The sequence below is a fragment of the Streptomyces sp. NPDC004658 genome (genome assembly GCF_040609555.1).
GTDB lineage: Bacteria > Actinomycetota > Actinomycetes > Streptomycetales > Streptomycetaceae > Streptomyces.
In genome coordinates this window covers 32,326-52,030 of sequence record NZ_JBEXKG010000031.1, presented here as the reverse complement: position 1 = coordinate 52,030, position 19,705 = coordinate 32,326, and the positions used below count along the sequence as shown (strand labels likewise).

At 72.5% G+C, this 19,705-nt stretch carries 17 protein-coding genes and 2 pseudogenes; 7 read left to right on the top strand and 12 right to left on the bottom strand.

What is annotated here, in order from left to right; all coding sequences use genetic code 11:
• Positions 1 to 6: 6 nt before the first annotated feature.
• Both ABZV94_RS14135 and ABZV94_RS14130 read left to right on the top strand, forming a co-directional pair.
• A complete protein-coding gene (locus tag ABZV94_RS14135; RefSeq protein ID WP_356340521.1) occupies positions 7 to 360 on the top strand; it encodes a cytidine deaminase in 354 nt (117 codons plus the stop codon).
• A gap of 196 nt (positions 361 to 556) precedes the next feature.
• A pseudogene (locus tag ABZV94_RS14130) lies at positions 557 to 664 on the top strand (DUF916 domain-containing protein); the annotation flags it as partial.
• Between the two features lie 22 nt (positions 665 to 686).
• Here ABZV94_RS14130 and ABZV94_RS14125 read toward each other — a convergent pair.
• The 3 genes and pseudogenes from ABZV94_RS14125 to ABZV94_RS14115 form a co-directional block, all read right to left on the bottom strand.
• Positions 687 to 896 (bottom strand): annotated as a pseudogene (locus tag ABZV94_RS14125) (DUF916 domain-containing protein); the annotation flags it as partial.
• A gap of 110 nt (positions 897 to 1,006) precedes the next feature.
• On the bottom strand, positions 1,007 to 1,345 hold the full coding sequence (locus ABZV94_RS14120; RefSeq protein WP_030657043.1) for a P-II family nitrogen regulator: 339 nt from the start codon (positions 1,343 to 1,345) through the stop codon (positions 1,007 to 1,009).
• Between the two features lie 3 nt (positions 1,346 to 1,348).
• Positions 1,349 to 2,656 carry an ammonium transporter gene (locus ABZV94_RS14115; protein ID WP_356340520.1) on the bottom strand — a complete coding sequence of 436 codons (1,308 nt, stop codon included), beginning with the start codon at positions 2,654 to 2,656 and terminating at the stop codon, positions 1,349 to 1,351.
• A gap of 174 nt (positions 2,657 to 2,830) precedes the next feature.
• Between ABZV94_RS14115 and era the strand changes: the two genes are divergently transcribed.
• Positions 2,831 to 3,784 carry a GTPase Era gene (era, locus tag ABZV94_RS14110; protein ID WP_356340518.1) on the top strand — a complete coding sequence of 318 codons (954 nt, stop codon included), beginning with the start codon at positions 2,831 to 2,833 and terminating at the stop codon, positions 3,782 to 3,784.
• A gap of 9 nt (positions 3,785 to 3,793) precedes the next feature.
• Here the strand turns inward: era and ABZV94_RS14105 are convergent, their stop codons facing one another.
• The 3 genes from ABZV94_RS14105 to ABZV94_RS14095 are packed head-to-tail and all read right to left on the bottom strand — an operon-like array spanning position 3,794 to position 6,532.
• Positions 3,794 to 5,116 (bottom strand): GH1 family beta-glucosidase, encoded by a 1,323-nt coding sequence (locus ABZV94_RS14105; RefSeq protein ID WP_356340517.1) that lies wholly within the window; start codon positions 5,114 to 5,116, stop codon positions 3,794 to 3,796.
• A gap of 57 nt (positions 5,117 to 5,173) precedes the next feature.
• Positions 5,174 to 5,440 (bottom strand): protealysin inhibitor emfourin, encoded by a 267-nt coding sequence (locus ABZV94_RS14100; RefSeq protein WP_356340515.1) that lies wholly within the window; start codon positions 5,438 to 5,440, stop codon positions 5,174 to 5,176.
• A gap of 21 nt (positions 5,441 to 5,461) precedes the next feature.
• Entirely contained in the window at positions 5,462 to 6,532 is a 1,071-nt protein-coding gene (locus ABZV94_RS14095) for a M4 family metallopeptidase (protein WP_356340514.1), read from the bottom strand.
• Positions 6,533 to 6,873: 341 nt separating this feature from the next.
• Here ABZV94_RS14095 and leuA point away from each other — a divergent pair, with 341 nt between their 5' ends.
• The 3 genes from leuA (at position 6,874) to ABZV94_RS14080 (ending at position 10,760) form a co-directional block, all read left to right on the top strand.
• Positions 6,874 to 8,595 (top strand): 2-isopropylmalate synthase, encoded by a 1,722-nt coding sequence (gene leuA, locus ABZV94_RS14090; protein ID WP_356340513.1) that lies wholly within the window; start codon positions 6,874 to 6,876, stop codon positions 8,593 to 8,595.
• A 216-nt stretch (positions 8,596 to 8,811) separates the two neighbouring features.
• Positions 8,812 to 9,507 carry a TerB family tellurite resistance protein gene (locus ABZV94_RS14085; RefSeq protein WP_356340512.1) on the top strand — a complete coding sequence of 232 codons (696 nt, stop codon included), beginning with the start codon at positions 8,812 to 8,814 and terminating at the stop codon, positions 9,505 to 9,507.
• 50 nt (positions 9,508 to 9,557) lie between these two features.
• On the top strand, positions 9,558 to 10,760 hold the full coding sequence (locus tag ABZV94_RS14080; protein ID WP_356340511.1) for a sialidase family protein: 1,203 nt from the start codon (positions 9,558 to 9,560) through the stop codon (positions 10,758 to 10,760).
• A gap of 69 nt (positions 10,761 to 10,829) precedes the next feature.
• Here ABZV94_RS14080 and ABZV94_RS14075 read toward each other — a convergent pair whose 3' ends face one another.
• The 6 genes from ABZV94_RS14075 to ABZV94_RS14050 form a co-directional block, all read right to left on the bottom strand.
• Positions 10,830 to 11,768, bottom strand: coding sequence for a dihydrodipicolinate synthase family protein (locus ABZV94_RS14075; protein WP_356340510.1), 939 nt, complete (start codon positions 11,766 to 11,768; stop codon positions 10,830 to 10,832).
• Positions 11,769 to 12,773, bottom strand: a complete 1,005-nt coding sequence (locus ABZV94_RS14070; RefSeq protein ID WP_356340508.1) for an ABC transporter ATP-binding protein — start codon at positions 12,771 to 12,773, stop codon at positions 11,769 to 11,771.
• Positions 12,770 to 14,755, bottom strand: a complete 1,986-nt coding sequence (locus tag ABZV94_RS14065) for a dipeptide/oligopeptide/nickel ABC transporter permease/ATP-binding protein (protein ID WP_356340507.1) — start codon at positions 14,753 to 14,755, stop codon at positions 12,770 to 12,772. The genes ABZV94_RS14070 and ABZV94_RS14065 overlap by 4 nt, the downstream gene beginning before the upstream one ends.
• Entirely contained in the window at positions 14,752 to 15,708 is a 957-nt protein-coding gene (locus ABZV94_RS14060; RefSeq protein ID WP_356340506.1) for an ABC transporter permease, read from the bottom strand. Before ABZV94_RS14060 ends, ABZV94_RS14065 begins: the two co-directional genes overlap by 4 nt.
• Positions 15,709 to 15,712: 4 nt before the next feature.
• Complete coding sequence (locus ABZV94_RS14055) at positions 15,713 to 17,350, bottom strand: ABC transporter substrate-binding protein (RefSeq protein ID WP_356340505.1); 1,638 nt, start codon at positions 17,348 to 17,350, stop codon at positions 15,713 to 15,715.
• A gap of 259 nt (positions 17,351 to 17,609) precedes the next feature.
• Positions 17,610 to 18,032: a MarR family transcriptional regulator gene (locus ABZV94_RS14050; protein ID WP_356340504.1), complete on the bottom strand. Its 423-nt coding sequence runs from the start codon at positions 18,030 to 18,032 to the stop codon at positions 17,610 to 17,612.
• Positions 18,033 to 18,205: 173 nt separating this feature from the next.
• Between ABZV94_RS14050 and ABZV94_RS14045 the strand changes: the two genes are divergently transcribed.
• Complete coding sequence (locus ABZV94_RS14045; protein WP_356340503.1) at positions 18,206 to 19,651, top strand: MFS transporter; 1,446 nt, start codon at positions 18,206 to 18,208, stop codon at positions 19,649 to 19,651.
• Positions 19,652 to 19,705 lie beyond the last annotated feature (54 nt).

Here is a 19,705-nt window from a genome sequence, read left to right as displayed (position 1 = left end):
CGGGGCATGACCGAGAGCAACGCGCTTGACCCCGAGGACCGCAAGATCGTCACCCTGGCCCGTTCCGCGCGGGCCCGCAACGGTGTGCCCGAGGGCGCGGCCGTGCGGGACGAGACCGGGCGCACGTATGTCGCCGGGTCGGTGGAGCTGGCCTCGCTGAAGCTGAGCGCGCTGCGTACGGCGGTTGCCATGGCCGTGGCCTCGGGGGCGCGGTCGCTGGAGGCGGCGGCCGTGGTGAGCGACGCGGAGGAGTTGCCGGCGGAGGACCTCGCCGCCGTCGCCGACCTGGGTGGTGCCGGGACGCCGGTACTGCTGGCTTCTCCGGACGGCGCGGTGCGGGTCACCGTTTCCGCAGGCTGAGCGATCCGCCCCCGGCCGGCCCGTCGCCGTCGGCCGGCAGGGTGCCGGCCGAACAGCAGGTCGGCCGGAATCCAACCTTGTTGCGGGCCGACTGGAGCGGGTCAATGAGCCCGTACGATCCGACGGGCCGTCAGATCCGCACCCCGGCGCAGCGCGCCCGCACCCGCCTGCGCAGGCCAGGTGAAGGCGAGCGGCGTCCTTCCGGCTGTACGCCGCCGACGCCTACGACACCGCCCGGGACGGCGGGTTCGCGGTGCGGACGCTGAAGGAGAGCATGCGCGGGGTGGGCGCCTGGGCCAGGCCCACGCTGCCCGCGCTCTCCGTCGAGCACGCGCGGTGACGGTGATGTCCCCGCGGTCGAACTGGGGCGCCCCGCGCCAGGTCACGGTGAGCCGCACCCGCTGCCCCTGCAGCAGCTCCGCCGGCACGCGGGTCGAGGAGCGGTCGAGCAGCGTACGGCCGAACAGTCCGCGTGCCGTCAGCCGCACCCTGGGGCTGAGGGTGACGTTCCCGGCGTCGCGCAGCGTGTAGGAGACGGTGAGCGCCCAAGGCACCCGGGAGTCCGCGCGCGCCGCCTTCCTCGCGCTGCCCTGGCTGCTTCTGGCGCTGGTGTCCGCCGCCGGGGCGCTGACCGGGGCGCTGCTGGTCAGAGCGCGTCGGGCCCGCGCTCGCCGGTCCGCACCCGGACGACCGTCTCGACGGGAACGGCCCACACCTTCCCGTCCCCGATCTTCCCCGTCTGCGCGGCCCTGACGATCGCGTCGATGACGTCGTCCGCCGCCGCGTCCTCCACCACGACCTCGATGCGCACCTTCGGCACCAGGTCGACGCGGTACTCCGCCCCCCGGTACACCTCGGTGTGGCCGCGCTGCCGGCCGTAGCCGCTGGCCTCGGTCACGGTCAGCCCGTGCACCCCCAGCTCCTGGAGGGCGGTCTTGACCTCGTCCAGACGGTACGGCTTGACGATCGCGGTGATGAGCTTCATGCCTTAAGTCTTGACCTTCTGGGCGGAGGGGGAGAGGACGGACGAGCTGACCGGGGCGCCGTGGCCCAGGACGCCGTGATCGTATGCGGTCTCGGCGTGCACCGTAAGGTCCAGACCCGTGTGCTCCTGCTCCTCGCTCGCCCGGAAGCCCAGCGCCTTGTCGAGCAGCTTGCCCAGGCCGTACGTCGCCGAGAAGGCGTACACCGCGACGACGGCCACGGCGAGCAGCTGCTTGCCGAGCGGGGCGAGCCCGCCGCCGTAGAACAGGCCCTCCGTCCCGCCGGTCATCGCCTTCTCGGCGAACAGGCCGATCAGCAGGGTGCCGATGATCCCGCCGACCAGGTGGACGCCGACGACGTCCAGGGAGTCGTCGTAGTTCAGCTTGAACTTCCAGCTCACGGCGTAGGAGCAGACGACTCCGGCGGCGAGGCCGACGACCAGCGCGCCGAGCAGGGACACCGTGCCGCAGGACGGGGTGATGGCGACCAGGCCGGCCACCGCGCCGGAGGCGGCGCCCAGGGTGGTCGGGTGGCCGTCGCGCCGCTGCTCGACGAAGAGCCAGCCGAGCAGGCCGGTGCAGCCGGCCGCGAGCGTGTTGAGGAAGGCTGCGGCGGCCAGGCCGTTCGCGCCGAGCGCGGAGCCGGCGTTGAAGCCGAACCAGCCGAACCAGAGCAGACCGGCGCCGAGGACCACCATGGGCAGGTTGTGCGGGCGCATGGCGTCCTTCTTGAAGCCCAGGCGGGGGCCGAGGACCAGGCACAGGGCGAGGCCGGAGGCGCCGGAGGTGATCTCGACGGGCAGCCCGCCGGCGAAGTCGAGCGCGCCGAGCCTGTCGAGGATCCAGCCGCCGGGGCCCCACACCCAGTGCGTCACCGGAACGTATACGAGGAGCGTCCACAGCGGTACGAACACCAGCCACGCCGAGAACTTCGTGCGGTCGGCGACGGCGCCGCTGATCAGGGCGGCCGTGACGATCGCGAAGGTCAGCTGGAAGGTGGCGAACAGGACGGTGGGGACCGTGCCGTGCACGCCGGCCGGGCCGAGCCCGCGCATCCCGGCCTGGTGGAGACCGCCGATCAGCCCGCCGCCGATGTCGTCGCCGAAGGCGAGGGAGTAGCCGGCCGCCAGCCACACCACCGTCACCAGGGCGATCGACACGAAGCTCATCATCAGCATGTTGAGGACGCTCTTCGTGCGGACCATGCCGCCGTAGAACAGGGCCAGGCCCGGGGTCATCAGCAGGACGAGGGCGGTCGCGGCGAGCAGCCAGGCGGTGTCGCCGGCGTTGACATGGGCTGCGGCGAGGGTCACGGGCGTCTCCAACGGGTGGGGGCTGCGTCAGAGGGTCACCGGTGCGCGTTTCCGGTCGCGTACAGGTGTGTTTCCGTGACGTTTCGTTGCGTGCGGGTTTCCGGAAGCTCACGGCCCGGGGTGCGCGGCGGCCGTGGTGCGGCGGCGCTCTGTGGATCAGGGAGAATGGGCGGCATGAGCGTTCGTACCCAGACTTTCGAGCAGCCGGCCGAGACCGTCCACCGCGCCGGCTTCGCCTGCTTCGTGGGCCGCCCCAACGCGGGCAAGTCCACCCTCACGAACGCTCTGGTCGGGCAGAAGGTGGCGATCACCTCCAACCGGCCCCAGACGACCCGGCACACGGTCCGGGGCATCGTGCACCGGCCGGACGCCCAGCTGATCCTGGTCGACACCCCGGGGCTGCACAAGCCGCGCACGCTGCTCGGCGAACGCCTCAACGACGTGGTCCGCACCACCTGGGCCGAGGTCGACGTGATCGGCTTCTGCCTGCCCGCCGACCAGAAGATCGGTCCGGGCGACCGGTTCATCGCGAAGGAACTGGCGGGGATCAAAAAGACCCCGAAGGTCGCCATCGTGACGAAGACCGACCTCGTCGACTCCAAGGCCCTCGCCGAGCAGCTCATCGCCATCGACCAGCTGGGCAAGGAGCTGGGCATCGAGTGGGCGGAGATCGTGCCGGTGTCGGCGGTCGGGTCCCGGCAGGTGGACCTCCTGGCCGACCTCCTGGTACCGCTGCTGCCGGAGGGACCCGCGCTCTACCCCGAGGGCGACCTGACGGACGAGCCCGAGCAGGTGATGGTGGCCGAGCTGATCCGGGAGGCCGCGCTGGAGGGCGTCCGGGACGAGCTGCCGCACTCCATCGCGGTGGTCGTGGAGGAGATGCTGCCGCGCGAGGACCGGCCCGCCGACCGTCCGCTGCTGGACATCCACGCCAACGTCTACATCGAGCGCCCCAGCCAGAAGGGCATCATCATCGGCCCCAAGGGCAAGCGTCTGAAGGAGGTCGGCATCAAGTCCCGCAAGCACATCGAGGCGCTGCTGGGGACGCCGGTCTTCCTCGACCTGCACGTGAAGGTGGCCAAGGACTGGCAGCGCGACCCCAAGCAGCTGCGCAGGCTGGGCTTCTGACCCCGTTCCCTACCGGGGACCGCTCTGCGTCCGCAGCAGCTCGCGGAACCAGTGGTAGGAGGCCTTGGGCGTGCGCTCGAGCGTCTCGAAGTCCACGTGCACCAGGCCGAACCGGCGGGCGTAGCCCTCGGCCCACTCGAAGTTGTCCAGCAGGGACCACACGAAGTAGCCGCGCACGTCGACGCCGGCCTCGATCGCGCGGTGCAGGGCGCGGACGTGCCCGTCCAGGTAGGCGATCCGGTCCTGGTCGTCGACGCCCTCGTAGGAGCAGCCGTTCTCGGTGATGACGACGGGCGGGAGCCGGTCGCCGTACCGCTCGCGGAAACCGGTGAGGAGTTCGGTCAGTCCTTCCGGGACGACCGGCCAGCCGAAGTCGGTCACCGGCCGGCCCTCGATCTCCCGCACCGAGAAGGGGAGTTCGGCCGGCATCGGCAGGCCGCCGAACTCGGTCGCGGTGCCCTGCGGGGCGCCCACCCGTGTCGGGGCGTAGTAGTTGACCCCGTACCAGTCGACCGGCTCGGCGATCACCTCGAGGTCGGCCCCGACGTCCCCCGGCATCAGCTCGCCCATGCCCTCCGGGTAGGCGCCCAGGAGGACCGGCTCGGCGAACAGGCGGTTGAGCAGGAGGTCGTAGAAGCCGGCCGCCTCCACGTCGGGCTGCTCCGGCGAGGCGGGCCAGGTGGGGCCGTGGGAGTTGGCGATGCCGATGTCCGTGGCGCCGGCGGCGCGCAGGGCCCGTACCGCGAGGCCGTGCGCGAGGAGCTGGTGGTGGGCGACCGGGAGGGCGTCGAAGAGCAGCCGCCGGCCGGGGGCGTGGGCGCCGATCGCGTGCCCGAGGAGGGTGTGTTCGGCGGGCTCGTTCAGGGTGATCCAGGTGGGCACCCGGTCGCCGAGCCGGTCCGCGACCACCGACACGTGGTCGGCGAACCGGGCCGCCGTGTCCCGCTCCAGCCAGTCCAGGTCCGCCGGCAGGTCCCAGTGGAAGAGGGTCGGGACGGGCCGGACGCCCGCCGCGCACAGCTCGTCCACCAGGCGGTCGTAGAAGTCCAGGCCGCCGGGGGAGTTCACCCGGGGCCAGGAGACCGAGAAGCGGTAGGCGTCCACGCCGAGACCGGCGAGGAGGGACACGTCCTCCCGGTAGCGGTGGTAGTGGTCGCAGGCCACCGCGGCCGTCGAGCCGTCCTTCACCCGTCCGGGCCCGGCCGTGAACACGTCCCAGACGGACGGCTCCCGTTCCTCGGCCGCGCCCTCGATCTGGTGGGCGGAGGTCGACACGCCCCACAGGAAGCCGGGCGGGAAGCGGGGGATCGCCGTGCCTGCGTCAGTCGCCATGGCCGGATCATCCGTACCCGCGGTAACGGAAGTCAACGCCCTTGCCGCGAGCGGCCGTTACGCACCCTCCTTCAGCACCCGCGAGACCAGCTCCCGCTGTGCCTCGGTCAGCCGGGGATCCGCCGCGTACACCGTGCGGCCGTCCACCGTGATCTCGTAGCTGAAGCCGTCCGGGACGCCCGCCGGAGGGGTGTCCCGGCCGGACGCGAGGGCGCGTTCGGCCAGGGACCGCCACTCGTGGGCGTCGGGCCGGCCCGAGGTGTCCACCTCGGCCCGGCGCTCGATGCCCGCGAAACCGCCCGTGCGCCGCACTCGAATACGCATGGGTCTCTGTGTAGTACGGAACTACAGCGTCCGCACCCCGACCTGTTCCCACGCCTTCTGCACGGCCTGGAGCTCGTCCCCGGCGCCGTACCGCTCCCGGGCCGCCCTCACCGTCAGCGTGGCGAAGTCGGCGAAGAGGGCGTCCTCCTTCAGCCGGCCGCCGGTCAGCACGTCGTACCAGATCTGCCCGGCCTTCTCCCAGGCGTAGCCGCCGAGCGCGGTGGCGGCCAGGTAGAAGGCGTGGTTGGGGATGCCGGAGTTGATGTGCACGCCGCCGTTGTCGCGGCCGGTGCGGACGTAGTCCTCCATCTTCGCCGGCTGCGGGTCCTTGCCGAGGACGTCGTCGTCGTACGCCGTGCCGGGGGCCTTCATCGACCGCAGGGCCGTGCCGGTGACGCGCGGTGCGAGCAGCCCGGCGCCGATCAGCCAGTCGGCCTCGGCGGCGGTCTGGCCGAGGGTGTACTGCTTGATCAGCGAGCCGAAGACGTCGGAGAGCGACTCGTTGAGCGCGCCGGACTGGCCGAAGTAGGTCAGGTTCGCGGTGTGCTGGGTGACGCCGTGGGTCAGTTCGTGCCCGATGACGTCGACCGGGATGGTGAAGTCGAGGAAGATCTCGTTGTCGCCGTCGCCGAACACCATCTGCTCGCCGTTCCAGAAGGCGTTGTCGTAGTTCTCGCCGAAGTGCACGGTGGCGTCGAGGGGCATCCCGTCGCCGTCGATGGAGCGCCGGCCGTAGGCCTTGAGGTACAGCTCGAAGGTGGCGCCGAGTCCCGCGTAGGCGCGGTTGACCGTGGCGTCGGAGCCGGGGTCGGAGCCCTCCTCGCGGACCTTGGTGCCGGGCAGGTCCTGGGTGTGCTCCGCGTCGTAGACGGTGCGGTGCGGCTGGTCGGCGGCGGCACCCGTGGGCGGCGCGACGGAGGGGGCGCCGATCACCGTGGTCAGGCGGCGCTTGGTGCGCTGGTAGGCGTCGTGTTCCAGGGACCGGCGGGCCGGGCCGGAGAGCGCGGGGTCCTCGTTGCGGGCGAGCCTGTCGAGGACGTGCGGCGGCACGATGGTGCAGAAGACGGGCTGGAAGCCCCCGTTGGTCGTCATGGTCCGCACCATCGCACTGTGTGACGCGACTGTCACTAGCTGCCACCATGATTGGTGAAATACCGGGACACGAAAGGCAACGCATTGTGACGATGTGGTAGAGCGATGTGGCACAGCGCACTTTTTGTCCGCTTTTGCCGCGCGGTCCCGCATACTGGGACAGGCCCGCGCACCCGGAACGGCTCGGCTAGGCTGCGGAGCATCATGCGTTTCTGGCTGCTTCTTCTTAGCTGCCGCGGCGAGGGCCTGTAGTCGAGGCCGACTCCCTCCCCGCGGAGCTTGGCGTTGCGTCGTCGGCCGTCCACTCGGATATCCGGACATCCTGAGGAGCCCACGCCACCATGGCCAACCGCCAGCAGCCCAGCCCCATGCCGATCCACAAGTACGGCCGCTACGAGCAGGTCGACATCCCGGACCGCACCTGGCCCGACCAGCGGATCACCACCGCCCCCCGCTGGCTCTCCACCGACCTGCGCGACGGCAACCAGGCCCTGATCGACCCCATGTCGCCCGAGCGCAAGCGGCGCATGTTCGACCAGCTGGTCAAGATGGGCTACAAGGAGATCGAGGTCGGCTTCCCCGCCTCCGGCCAGACCGACTTCGACTTCGTCCGCTCGATCATCGAGGAAGAGGGCGCGATCCCGGACGACGTCACGATCTCCGTACTGACCCAGGCCCGGGAGGACCTGATCGAGCGGACCGTGGAGTCCCTGAAGGGCGCCAGGCGGGCCAACGTCCACCTGTACAACGCCACCGCCCCGGTCTTCCGCCGGGTCGTCTTCCGCGGCTCCAAGGACGACATCAAGCAGATCGCCGTCGACGGCACCCGCCTGGTGATGGAGTACGCGGAGAAGCTGCTGGGCCCCGAGACGGAGTTCGGCTACCAGTACAGCCCGGAGATCTTCACCGACACCGAGCTGGACTTCGCCCTGGAGGTCTGCGAGGCGGTCATGGACGTCTGGCAGCCCGGCCCGGACCGCGAGATCATCCTCAACCTGCCCGCCACCGTGGAGCGTTCGACGCCGTCCACGCACGCGGACCGCTTCGAGTGGATGCACCGCAACCTCTCCCGCCGCGCGTACGTCTGCCTGTCCGTCCACCCGCACAACGACCGCGGCACGGCCGTCGCCGCCGCCGAGCTGGCACTGATGGCCGGCGCCGACCGCGTCGAGGGCTGCCTGTTCGGGCAGGGCGAGCGCACCGGCAACGTCGACCTGGTCACCCTGGGCATGAACCTGTTCTCGCAGGGCGTCGACCCGCAGATCGACTTCTCCGACATCGACGAGATCCGTCGTACGTGGGAGTACTGCAACCAGATGGAGGTCCACCCGCGCCACCCGTACGTGGGCGACCTGGTCTACACGTCCTTCTCCGGCTCCCACCAGGACGCCATCAAGAAGGGCTTCGACGCCATGGAGGCCGACGCGAAGGCCAAGGGCGTCACCGTCGACGACATCGAGTGGGCGGTGCCGTACCTGCCGATCGACCCCAAGGACGTCGGCCGCTCCTACGAGGCCGTCATCCGCGTCAACTCGCAGTCCGGCAAGGGCGGCATCTCCTACGTCCTGAAGAACGACCACAAGCTCGACCTGCCGCGCCGGATGCAGATCGAGTTCTCGAAGATCATCCAGGCGAAGACCGACGCCGAGGGCGGCGAGATCACGCCGAAGGAGATCTGGGCGGTCTTCCAGGACGAGTACCTGCCGAACCCCGAGAACCCCTGGGGCCGCATCCAGGTCAGGACGGGCCAGTCGACCACCGACACCGACGGCGTGGACACCCTCACCGTCGAGGCCACCGTCGACGGCGAGGACCGCGTCCTGACCGGCTCCGGCAACGGTCCGATCTCGGCCTTCTTCGACGCCCTGCAGTCCATCGGCATCGACGTACGCCTGCTGGACTACCAGGAGCACACGATGAGCGAGGGCGCCTCCGCGCAGGCCGCCTCCTACATCGAGTGCGCGATCGACGACAAGGTCCTGTGGGGCATCGGCATCGACGCGAACACCACGCGCGCGTCGCTGAAGGCGGTCGTCTCCGCGGTGAACCGCGCGACACGCTAGCGCTTCGCCCGGGCAGCGTTCCCCGCGGGACGCTGCCCCGCCCGGCGTTCACAGGTCCCCGCCCGCCGCGTCCCGGTGGGCGGGGGCCGCCTGTTTCCGGCCATCGCGCCCCGCAGGTCACAGAAAGGTCTCTTACGGGGTACTGACGCCACCTCGGTGATGTGGCTAACATCACGCCAGCGCGGCGATGTTGCCGTGCGGTTACGGAGGTGCGACGTGCTGCCAGTACGGGGACGAGACGGCCGTGCCGCCAGGGCTGTGCACATCCTGGGCACCCGCACCGCATGGACACCCGTGGGAGACGGCGAGTTCTTCTGCCCCGGCTGCGGCGGCGACCGCAACTACCAGCGGCTCACCGGACGACGCCGGCTCACCCTGCTCGGCGTGCCCGTACTGCCGCGCGGCACGGCCGGACCGGTGGTGGAGTGCGCGGCCTGCGGGCACCACTTCGGCACCGAGGTGCTGGACCACCCCACCACCCGCCGCTTCTCCGCGATGCTCCGCGACGCCGTGCACACCGTCGCCCTCGCCGTGCTCGCCGCGGGCGGCACCTGCTCCCGTACGGCCCTGGAGACGGCCGCCGCCACCGTCCGCGCGGCCGGATACGCCGACTGCACCGAGGACCAGCTGGCCGCCCTCGTCGACGCCCTCGCGGCCGACACCGGCCGGTACTTCGAGCAGCCGTGCGGGGCCGGGCTGACCATAGAGCTGCACGAGGCCCTGGACCCGCTCGCCCCGCACCTGGCCCCGGCCGGACGCGAGTCCCTGCTGCTCCAGGCGGCCCGCATCGCCCTCGCCGACGGCCCCTACACCCCCGCCGAACGCGACGCCCTCGCCACCGTCGGCGCGGCCCTCACCATCCGCGCCGACGACGTGACCCGGCTGCTGGCCGCGGCCCGGACCCCGTCCTGACCACCCGGACGGAGTAAGACCACCCCGGTCACGGTGGGCAGCATCCGGGCGTGACCACGCGCAGCCGCTCCCTCCTCACCGGCCTGGTGCTCCTGACCTCGCTCACCGCCGGGCTGCCCGCCCACGCGGCACCCGCCGCCTGCTCCTCCTCGGTGCCGTACGTGTCCGGGCGGGACGGGTACGCCGTCCACCGCGTCCCGGCCGTGGTGAGGACCAGACAGGGCACCGTCCTGGCCTTCGCCGAGGGCCGGCGCGACGGCGCGGGCGACACCGGGGACATCGACGTCGTCGTGCGCCGCTCCACCGACGGCGGCTGCACCTGGGGTCCGCTGACCGTGGTGGCCGCCGGGCGGGGCCACACGCGGGGCAACCCGGCACCCGTGGTCGACCCGCGCACCGGCGCGGTCGTCCTGGTCACCTGCGCCAACGCCGGGACCGTGACGGAGGCGCAGATCATGCGCGGCGAGGTCACCCCGGAACAGGGCCGCCGGGTCTTCGTGCAGCGCAGCCGGGACGACGGCCGCACCTTCACCGCCCCCGAGGACATCACCGCCCGGGTCACCCGGCCCGGCTGGCGCTGGTACGCCACCGGCCCCGGCCACGCCGTCGCCCTCACCCGCGGCCCCCACGCCGGCCGTCTGCTGGTCCCCGCCAACCACTCCGCCGCCCCGCCCGCCGGCTCCCGGGACACCGGCCGGGAGGCCGCGTACTCCGGCGGACACGCCCTGTACAGCGACGACTCCGGCCGCACCTGGCACCTGGGGTTCGTGGACGCGGACCACGACGGCGTCACCAACGCCAACGAGACCAGCGCCGCCCAACTCCCCGACGGCCGCGTCTACTTCAGCTCCCGCGACCAGCAGGGCACCGCCCCCGGCAACCGCCTCGACACCTACTCCGGCGACGGCGGCCGCACCCTGGACCGTCCCTACGCCGTCCAGCCGTCCCTGAACGCCGTCCCGGTGGTCCAGGGCAGCGTCCTCCAGCCGCGCGGCCCGGGCGCGCCCCTGCTGTTCTCCGCGCCCTCCGTGCCGACCGCCCGCCGCGCCCTGGCCCTCTGGGCGAGCACGGACGCCGGCCGCACCTTCCGCCGGCTGCTCACCCTCTCCGACCACTGGGCCGCCTACTCCGACCTGGTCCAGCTCGCCCCCGACACGATCGGCGTCCTCTACGAGACCGGCGACCGGGGCCCGTACGAGTCCCTGGAGTTCCGCAGACTCCGCCTGCCGCCGGGGACGCGGGCCGGCCGGTGACCGAGGACCCCGTCCGGGCCGCCGCCGAGCGCGGGCGGGCGGCCGGGCAGCAGGGCGAGCCGACAGGCCCTAGCCGTCGAGGCCGAGCAGGCCCGCCGCCGCCAGCAGCTTGCCGATCTGTTCGACCTCCGCGCCGGACAGCGGGACCTGCGGCTCCGCGGTCGCCGGGCAGTCGATGATCCCGCGCAGGTGCAGCGCCGCCTTGAACGCGCCCAGCGCCGCGGAGCTGCCGCCCATCCGCGCCGGGTCCCCGACACCGGTGATCCGGAACAGCGCGCACAGCCGCTCCTGTTCGGCCCGGGCGCCCTCCGTGTCGCCCGCCCGGCACTGGCGGTACAGCCGCACGTAGCCGTGCGGGTCGACGTTGGCCAGGCCCGGCACGGCCCCGTCGGCGCCCAGCGCCAGCGCCGCGTCGGTGATCAGCTCCGAGCCGGTCAGCACGCTGAACCCGGGGTGGGCGCGGGCACCGGTGACCACCTCCCGGAAGGCCGCCAGATCCCCGCTGGAGTCCTTGACCCCGGCCAGTACGCCGTCCCCGGCGAGCCCCAGCAGCAGGTCGGCGGGGAGCTTGGTGCGCACGGCGGAGGGGATGTCGTAGGCGATCACCGGGACCGGGCTGGCGGCGGCGATCCGCCGGTAGTGGTGGACGATCTCGGACGGGTGGGTGCGGGCGTAGAAGGGCGCGGTGACGACCACGGCCTGCGCGCCCGCCGAGGTGACCGCCGCGACGTGGTCCAGGACCCGGGGCGTGGTCATGTCGATGGCCCCGGCGAGGACGGGCAGCCGGCCGCCCACGTGCGCGGTCACGGCCGCCACCACCCGCGCGCGCTGCGCGTCCGTCAGGAACGCCGCCTCCGACGTCGAGCCCAGCAGGAACAGCCCGTGCACCCCGGCCTCCACCAGGAAGTCCACCAGGCGCAGCAGCGAGGGCACGTCCACCTCGCGCTCCGGCGTCAGGGGCGTGCAGACGGGCGGGACGACACCGGTGAGCGGGGTGGGAAGGGTCATTCACGGCTCCTGGCGCGCTAGGTCTCGGGTCGGCTGGTCCTCCTGGACAGGATGGTGGCACCGGTAGCGGTGTCCGGGTCGCGACGCGGCCGAGAAGTCCGGCATCGACCCGGCGCAGACCTCGTCGGCCTTCCAGCAGCGGGTGCGGAAGGGGCAGCCGCTCGGCGGGCGGGTCGCCGAGGGCACCGGCCCGGTCAGCGGGATCGGGTCCAGGGGGTCCAGCAGGCCGGGCGTGGCCGAGAACAGGGCGCGGGTGTACGGGTGCCGGGCCGCGTCGGTGACCCGGTCCGCCGGGGTCTCCTCCACGATCCGGCCGAGGTACATGGTGATCACCCGGTCGCTCATCCGCCGTACCGTCTGGATGTCGTGCGAGACGAACACCAGGGCCAGACCGAGGCGCTCCTTGAGGTCGAGCAGCAGGTTGAGGATCTGCGCGCGGACCGATACGTCCAGCGCGCTGGTCGGCTCGTCGGCGACGACCAGCGCCGGGTCCAGGGCGAGCGCGCGGGCGATGGCGACGCGCTGCCGCTGCCCGCCGGACAGCTGCCCGGGCAGGGCGTCGGCGAGCACCCGGGGCAGGCCGACGAGGGCCATCAACTCCCGCACCCGCTCCTCCCGTTCGGCCCGCGTGCCGCGCCGGTGGACGTCCAGCGGGTCGCGCAGGACCCGGCGGACCGTCAGCCGGCGGTTCAGCGCGGTCGAGGGATCCTGGAAGATCATGCCGGTGCCCGCGCCGACCGTGGTCCTGCGTTCGGCGGCCGGCATCGCCCACAGGTCCCGGCCCCGGAACGCCACCGTCCCGGACACCGGCCGCTGGACGCCCACCAGCACCCTCGCCAGCGTCGACTTCCCGCACCCCGACTCGCCGACCACACCGACGGTCTCACCGGGCGCGACGGAGAGATCCGCGCCGGTCAGGGCGTACACCCGGTCCCGCCGGAACAGGCCGCCGCCGCGCGCCCGGTGGACGACATGCGCGTCCCGCACCTCCACGACAGCGGTCACCGCAGGGCCTCCTCGCTCTCCTCCGGCGTCAGCTCCACCGCCGGGTGGTGGCAGGCGGCCGTGTGGGTGGCGGTGCCCGCCAGGACCGGGGCGGTGGTGTGGCACACCTCGGTGGCGAGCGGGCAGCGGTCGGCGAACCGGCAGCCCGCCGGGAAGTCGGCCGGGGCCGGTACGACCCCTTTGATCTGGGTCAGCCGCTCCTCGGCCGACTCCAGCGAGAGCACGCTGCCGAGCAGCCCGCGCGTGTAGTGGTGGGCCGGTGCCGCCACCAGGTCGGCGGTCACCCCGGTCTCCACGATCTGCCCGCCGTACATCACCGCCACCCGGTCGGTGACGTCGGCGACCAGCGCCAGGTCGTGCGAGACCAGGATCAGCGCGAAGCCCAGCTCGGCCCGCAGCCGCAGCAGCAGCTCCATGACCTGGGCCTGCACGGTGACGTCCAGGGCGGTCGTCGGCTCGTCGGCGACGATCAGCCCCGGATCGCGGGAGAGGGCCATGGCGATGAGCACGCGCTGGCGCTGCCCGCCGGACAGCTCGTGCGGGTAGCTGCGCAGGGTGCGGTCGGGGTCCAGGCCGACCAGCTCCATGAGCTCGCGCGGACCGCACCTGCCGCCGCGCCGGACGAGCTGCTTCAGCTGGGCCCGGACGGTCATGGCCGGGTTCAGGGAGGACAGGGCGTCCTGGTACACCATGGCCATCTCGTGGCCGAGCAGCCGCCGCCGCACCCGCGCCGGCTCGGCCAGCAGGTCCCGCTGCCGGAACCGGACCCGGCCGCCGACCCGGGCGCCCTTCGGCTGGAGCCCCATGACGGTCAGCGCGGTCAGCGACTTCCCACAGCCCGACTCGCCCACCAGCCCCAGTACCTCGCCGGGGTGCACCTCGAAGCCGACCCCGGCCACGATGTCCACGCCCCGGTGCCGGTCCGGGAAGCCGACGGTGAGGTGCTCCACGGCGAGCACCGGCTGCCCGCTCCGGTCCGGCAGCGGCCGGGCCCGCGAGCGCAGCCGCCGGGCGGCCTCGGTGAGACCGGGCAGCGGCAGCACCTCGCCGGTGCCGGGTTCCGGGGTCTCCAGGCGGTCCGCCGGGGGCGCGTCCACCTCGCGGGGCGCGGGCGCCGCCCACGCGTCCGAGACGCCCTCGGAGAGGATGTTCAGCGCCAGCACGGTGAGCAGGATCAGCAGCCCGGGGAAGACGGTCGCCCACCAGCCGCCGGTCAGCACCATGTTCCTGCCGTCGGCGATGACACTGCCCCAGGACGGGTCCGGCGGCCGGACGCCCGCGCCGATGAAGGACAGCGACGCCTCGAACACGATGGCCTCGGCGACCTGCACCGTGCAGAACACCAGCACCGGCGCGGCACAGTTGACGGCCACGTGCCGCAGCACGATGTGCGGGGTGCGGGCGCCGACGACCCGCTCGGCGGTGACGTAGTCCTCGCCGTACTGGTCCAGCACGTTGGCCCGTACGACCCGCGCCACGGGCGGGGTGAACAGGAACGCGATGGCACAGATCAGCACGCCGATGCCACCGCCGAACACGGCCACCAGCACGGCCGCGAGCGCGATGCCCGGGAAGGCCATCACCACGTCCAGGCAGCGCATCAGCGTCTCGTCCACCGCCTTGCGGGAGGTGGCGGCCAGCGCGCCGAGGACGGCTCCGGCGACGAGCGCCAGCGCGGTCGCGCCCAGCCCGACGGCGAGGGACCAGCGGGCGCCGTACATCAGCCGGCTGAGGATGTCCCGGCCGAGGCTGTCCTGCCCCATCCAGTGCGCGGCCGACGGCGCCCCGGTCCCGCCGGCCGGGTCCTGCTGGTCGAGCGGATCGTGCGGGGCGAGGACGGGAGCGAGGACGGCGACGGCGATGACGACGGCCAGGAAGCAGACGGCGATCCTGGACAGCGGCGGCAGCCGGCGCCGGCCGCGCAGCCGGAACCCTCCGGGCCGGGACAGCCGCTTGGCGAGGTTCGCGCGCGTCACCGTCATGCCGCCCTCAAGCGTGGGTTGACCAGCAGATACAGGATGTCGATCACGAGGTTGACGACGACGAAGCCGGTGGCGGTGGTCAGTACGACCCCCTGCACGACGGCCGGGTCGCCGTTCTGCACGGCGTCGATCATCAGTTTCCCCATGCCGGGCAGCGCGAAGATCGTCTCGATGACGACGGCGCCGCCGAGGAGATAGCCGACCCGCAGCCCGAGCACGGTCAGGGGATTGACCAGCGCGTTGCGCAGCACGTTCCGCCCGACGACGACCCGGGGCGGCAGCCCGTTCCCGATCGCCGTCCGGACGTAGTCCTTGTCCAGTTCCTCCACCACGGAGGTCCGCACGATCCGGGTCAGCTGGGCGGCGACCGGCAGGGACAGCGCGAACGCGGGCAGGGCCATGGTCCGCAGCCAGCCGGTGAGGGAGTCGGCGGGGTTGACGTAGCCGCCGGTCGGGAACCAGCCCCGGTCCACGGCCAGGTACTGGATCATCAGCAGCGCCAGCCAGAAGCCGGGCGCGGCCACCCCGACCAGCGAGACGACCCGGATGACCTGGTCCGGCAGCCGGTCCCGGTACACCGCCGCCGTCACCCCGCCCGCCAGCGCCAGCACGACCGCGAGGGCGAGACCGAGGAAGGTCAGCTGGAGGGTGAGCGGCAGTGCGGTGGTGACCTGGTCGGCCACGGGCGCGCGGGTGAGGGCGCTGGTGCCGAGGTCGCCGTGGAGCAGGTCGCCGACGAAGTGGACGTATCGCAGGGGCAGCGGGTCCAGCAGGCCGTTGCGCTCCCGGAAGTCGTGCAGCTGCCCGGGGGTCGGGTCGGCGCCCTGGAAGAACGCGGACGCCGGGTCGACGTCCGAGAACCGCATCACCAGGAACACGAAGAGCACGATGCCGAGGAGCAGGGGAAGGAGCAGGGCGACCCGGCGCAGCAGGATCCGTACGACGGCCGTCATGCCGTCAGGCCCACTTGGCCTGGAGCAGGTTGACGCCCGGGTACGGCTGGGCCCTTATCCCGGTCAGCTCGCGCGGGTCCCAGGCGGTCATCAGCTCGTTGTGGACGACCGGGTAGAGGACGGCCTGCTCGGCGACGACGTCGATGTAGTCCTGGATCATCGCCTTCTTCCTCGCGGGGTCCGGCTCGCGGGTCGCCCGGTCCATGTCCTGGAAGAGCCGCCGGGCGACCGGGTGGCCGTCCCACCGCGTGTACCGCATCCACAGGTTCCCGGGCCCGTAGTTGTAGCGCATGATCAGGTCGGCGTCGCGCCCGAACTGGTTCGGGTTGGAGGCCGCCGCGACCACCTGGTAGTCCTGCTTCTGGTCCAGCTTGGTGAAGACGGCCGTGGTCTCCTGCGGCGCGAGGGTGGTCCGTACGCCGATCGCGTCCCAGCAGGACTTGAGGGTCGGCAGGCAGTCCACGATCCAGCTGACGTTCACCGCCAGGACGGTGATCTCCAGGCCGGTGACCCCGGCGGCCCGCAGCAGGGCCCTGGCCTTGCCGGGGTCGTAGTCGTAGACGGTCCTGGCCCGGCGGTAGCCGGGACTGCCCTCGTTCAGGAACGAGGAAGCGGGCCTGCCGTGGCCCTTCAGCGCGACCCGCACCATCTTCTCGGTGTCGATGGCGTAGTGCAGCGCCTGGCGGACGCGGACGTCGTCGAAGGGCTTGTGCCGGGTGTTGAACATCAGGAAGAGGTTGTTCATGCCGGCGCCGCCGGCCACCTTCAGTCCGCCCTGCTCCAGCCGGGGGATGTTGGCGTAGGGGATGTTGTCGGCGATCTGCGCGCCGGCGCCGGTCCCGGAGATCTTCGCGACGCGGGATGCCGCGTCCACGATGGTCAGCCAGTTCATCTTCCGGAAGGCGGGTGCGCGGGGACCGTTGTAGGCGGCGAACGCCTCGAAGGCGGTGTTCGACTTCGGGTGGTGCGCGGTCTGCCGGTACGGCCCCGAGCCGACGGCCAGACCCTTGATCGCGTCGTCCCAGGCGCCGGGCCGGGAGAAGACGTGCTCGGGCATGATCTTGGCGAGGGTGAGCCGGGAGAGCCCGTCCGGGAAGGGGAACTTCAGGACGAGTTCGACGGTCCGGGAGTCGACTTTCCGCACGGAGTCCAGCCAGGAGGCGAAGAACCCCTTGGCGAGCGTCTGGGTGTCCGGATCGAGGATCCGGTCGAAGACGAACACGACGTCGTCGGCGGTCACGGGCTTGCCGTCGTGGAAGGTGGCGCCGGAGCGCAGCGAGAACCGCCAGGTGGTGGCGGACGGGTCGCCGGGGATCGCGGTGGCCAGCGCGGGATACGGCTCCCGGGTGATCGGGTCCGTGTCCAACAGCCCCTCGTACACGTGGTTGTTGGCGGCCATCGCGAACGCCGACGCGGTCTGCGTCGGGTCCCAGCTGCCGTCGTTGCCGTACCCGATCACGGCGGTCAGCGTCCGGTGCCTGCCGGTGCCGCCGCCTCCGGTGTCGTTCGTGGACTCGGGGCCGGCGGAACAGGCGGCCAGGGCGGGGGACAGGGCGGCGGCCGCGCCGAGCGCTCCCGAGTACGTCAGGAACCGCCGGCGAACAGGTGCCGGTACGCCGGGGTTCACGTCGTCGTCGCGCACGGGTCCTCCAGCAGGGGGTGGGGAGGGGTGGGAGCTGAGGTACGACGTCCTACGTCCGGTCGGTAGCGCGACCATAGGAGGGCGCCCGGGGGTGGTCAAGACGGCGGACACGAATGGCGCATCCGTCAGAGGTCTCACCCATGGGTGTTCTGCGGCGCGTGCCTGAGTCCGGGGCCGCGCGACTCCGTGTACGGAACCGGGTCACCGCCTCGGTGCCCGGCGGTGCCCGCCCGGGCGTCGGTGCGCGGTGCGCGCTCGCTCAGTCGGCGGCGCGGGCCAGCAGGTCGCGCAGGGTCGTCTGCTCCTCGTCGGTGAGCCGCCCGATCGGCGAGTCCACCTGGAGCTGCTTGACGACCTTCCGGCGCAGCGCGGCCCCCTCGGGCGTCAGGTGCAGCAGCTTGGCGCGCCGGTCGGTCGGGTGCGGCCGGCGCTCCAGCAGGCCCATGGTCTCCAGCCGGTCCGCGACGAACGTCGCGTTCGACGCCTCGCAGTGCATCCGCTGGGCCAGTTCCCGCAGGGTCCGCGGCTCGGGCAGTTCGCGCAGGGCGACCGCCTGCGCCGAGGTGAGGCCGAAGCGGTCGGAGACCTGCCGGGTGTGCCGTTCGATCGCCTGCGAAAGGGCGTTGACCAGGCTGCACACGTCGCCGTCTGCGAGCCGGCCGGGTGTGTTCGAGTGCGCCATGGCGCCATCGTACCGGGCGAGCTCGCGCCCTCGGCCGGTCGGATCGTGCGAGTTGAAAACATTCGAGCTCGATTTTCCCTTGCGCGAGTCACCCGTCGGGGCCTAGCTTCGAGCTCGCATAGTTCGAGTTAGCAATATACGAGCGAGAAGTGTGGAGAGGGGTGCACAGAGCCATGACTTCGTCTGGTTCCGCGCGTCACAGAGGGCTCGTCCTGGCGGCCCTGGCGCTGGCCCAGCTGATCATCGCCCTGGACTACAGCATCGTGTTCGTCGCCCTCCCGGACATCGGTTCCGGCGTGGGCTTCTCGGACCAGCAACTCCAGTGGGTGATCGGCGCGTACGCCGTCGCGTTCGGCGGCTTCCTGCTGCTCGGCGGTCGCCTGTCCGACCTGCTCGGCCGGCGCCGGATGTTCCTGACCGGCCTGGCGCTCTACGCGCTCGCCTCCGTGCTCGGAGGCCTCGCCTCGGACCCCTGGGTCCTGGTCGCCGCGCGAGCGGTGCAGGGCATCGGCGGAGCCTTCCTCGCACCGGCCACCCTGTCCCTGCTCACCGGCAACTTCGAGGAAGGGCCCGCACGCAACCGCGCCCTGGGCGTGTGGGGCGCCACCGGCAGCAGCGGCATGGTGGTCGGCTCGCTGCTGGGCGGTGTGCTGACGCAGGCCTTCGGCTGGGCCGCGGTGTTCTTCGTCAACGTCCCCCTCGCCCTGGGTGTCGCCCTGCTCGGACTCCGGGCGATCCCCGCCGACCAGCGGACCGAGCGCCGTCAGGGCTTCGACCTGCCGGGCGGCATCACCGTCACCGGCGGTGCCCTGCTGCTGGTCTTCGGCCTGGTGCAGGGGCCGGAGGCCGGCTGGGCCGCGCCCGTCACCCTGGTCAGCTTCGTCGCCGCGGCGGCCCTGATCGTCGGCTTCGTCGTCATCGAGTCGCGCACCGCCGACCCGCTGGTGCCGCTGCGGGTGTTCTCCTTCCGCAGCCTGCGCCTCGGCTCCATGATCACGTTCGCGTTCATGGCGACCTTCGGTGCGAGCGCGTACTTCATCACGCTCGCGCTGCAGACCGTGCGCGGCTGGAGCGCCCTGGCCACCGGTCTGGCCTTCATCCTGCCGTGCGCCTGCATCCTGGTCGGCACCGTGATCGGCGGCAGGATGTCCACCGCGATCGGCGTGCGCAGCACCCTGGTCATCGGCCTGGTCGTCGGCGCCGTGGGTACGGCCGTGTTCGCCGCCTTCCTCGGCAACGGCTCCACCTACGCGCAGATGGTCCCCGGCATCGTGATCTTCAGCATCGCGCAGGGCGTGATCTGGACCGCCATGTTCTCCGCGGCGACCACGGGTGTCGAGGAGAAGCTCCAGGGCCTGGCGTCCGGCCTGGCCACCAGCGGCCAGCAGGTCGGTGCGGCCGTGGGCCTGGCCGTGCTGGTCGCCGTCTCCAACGCGGTCAGCGGCTCCGACCCGGCCCCGGCCGAGCTGTCCGACGGGCTCCAGGCGGCCACCTTCACCTCGGCCGTGCTGATCCTGCTCACCGTCGGCCTGGCACTCGCACTGCCGAAGCCGGCCGCGGCCGTCAAGGAGACGCCGGTACCGGCCGAGGCCCCCGTCCGGGCCCACGAGACGGTCTGACGCTCCACCGGGGAGGCCGGACACCGGTTCCGGCCTCCCCGGCGTTCCGCCGTG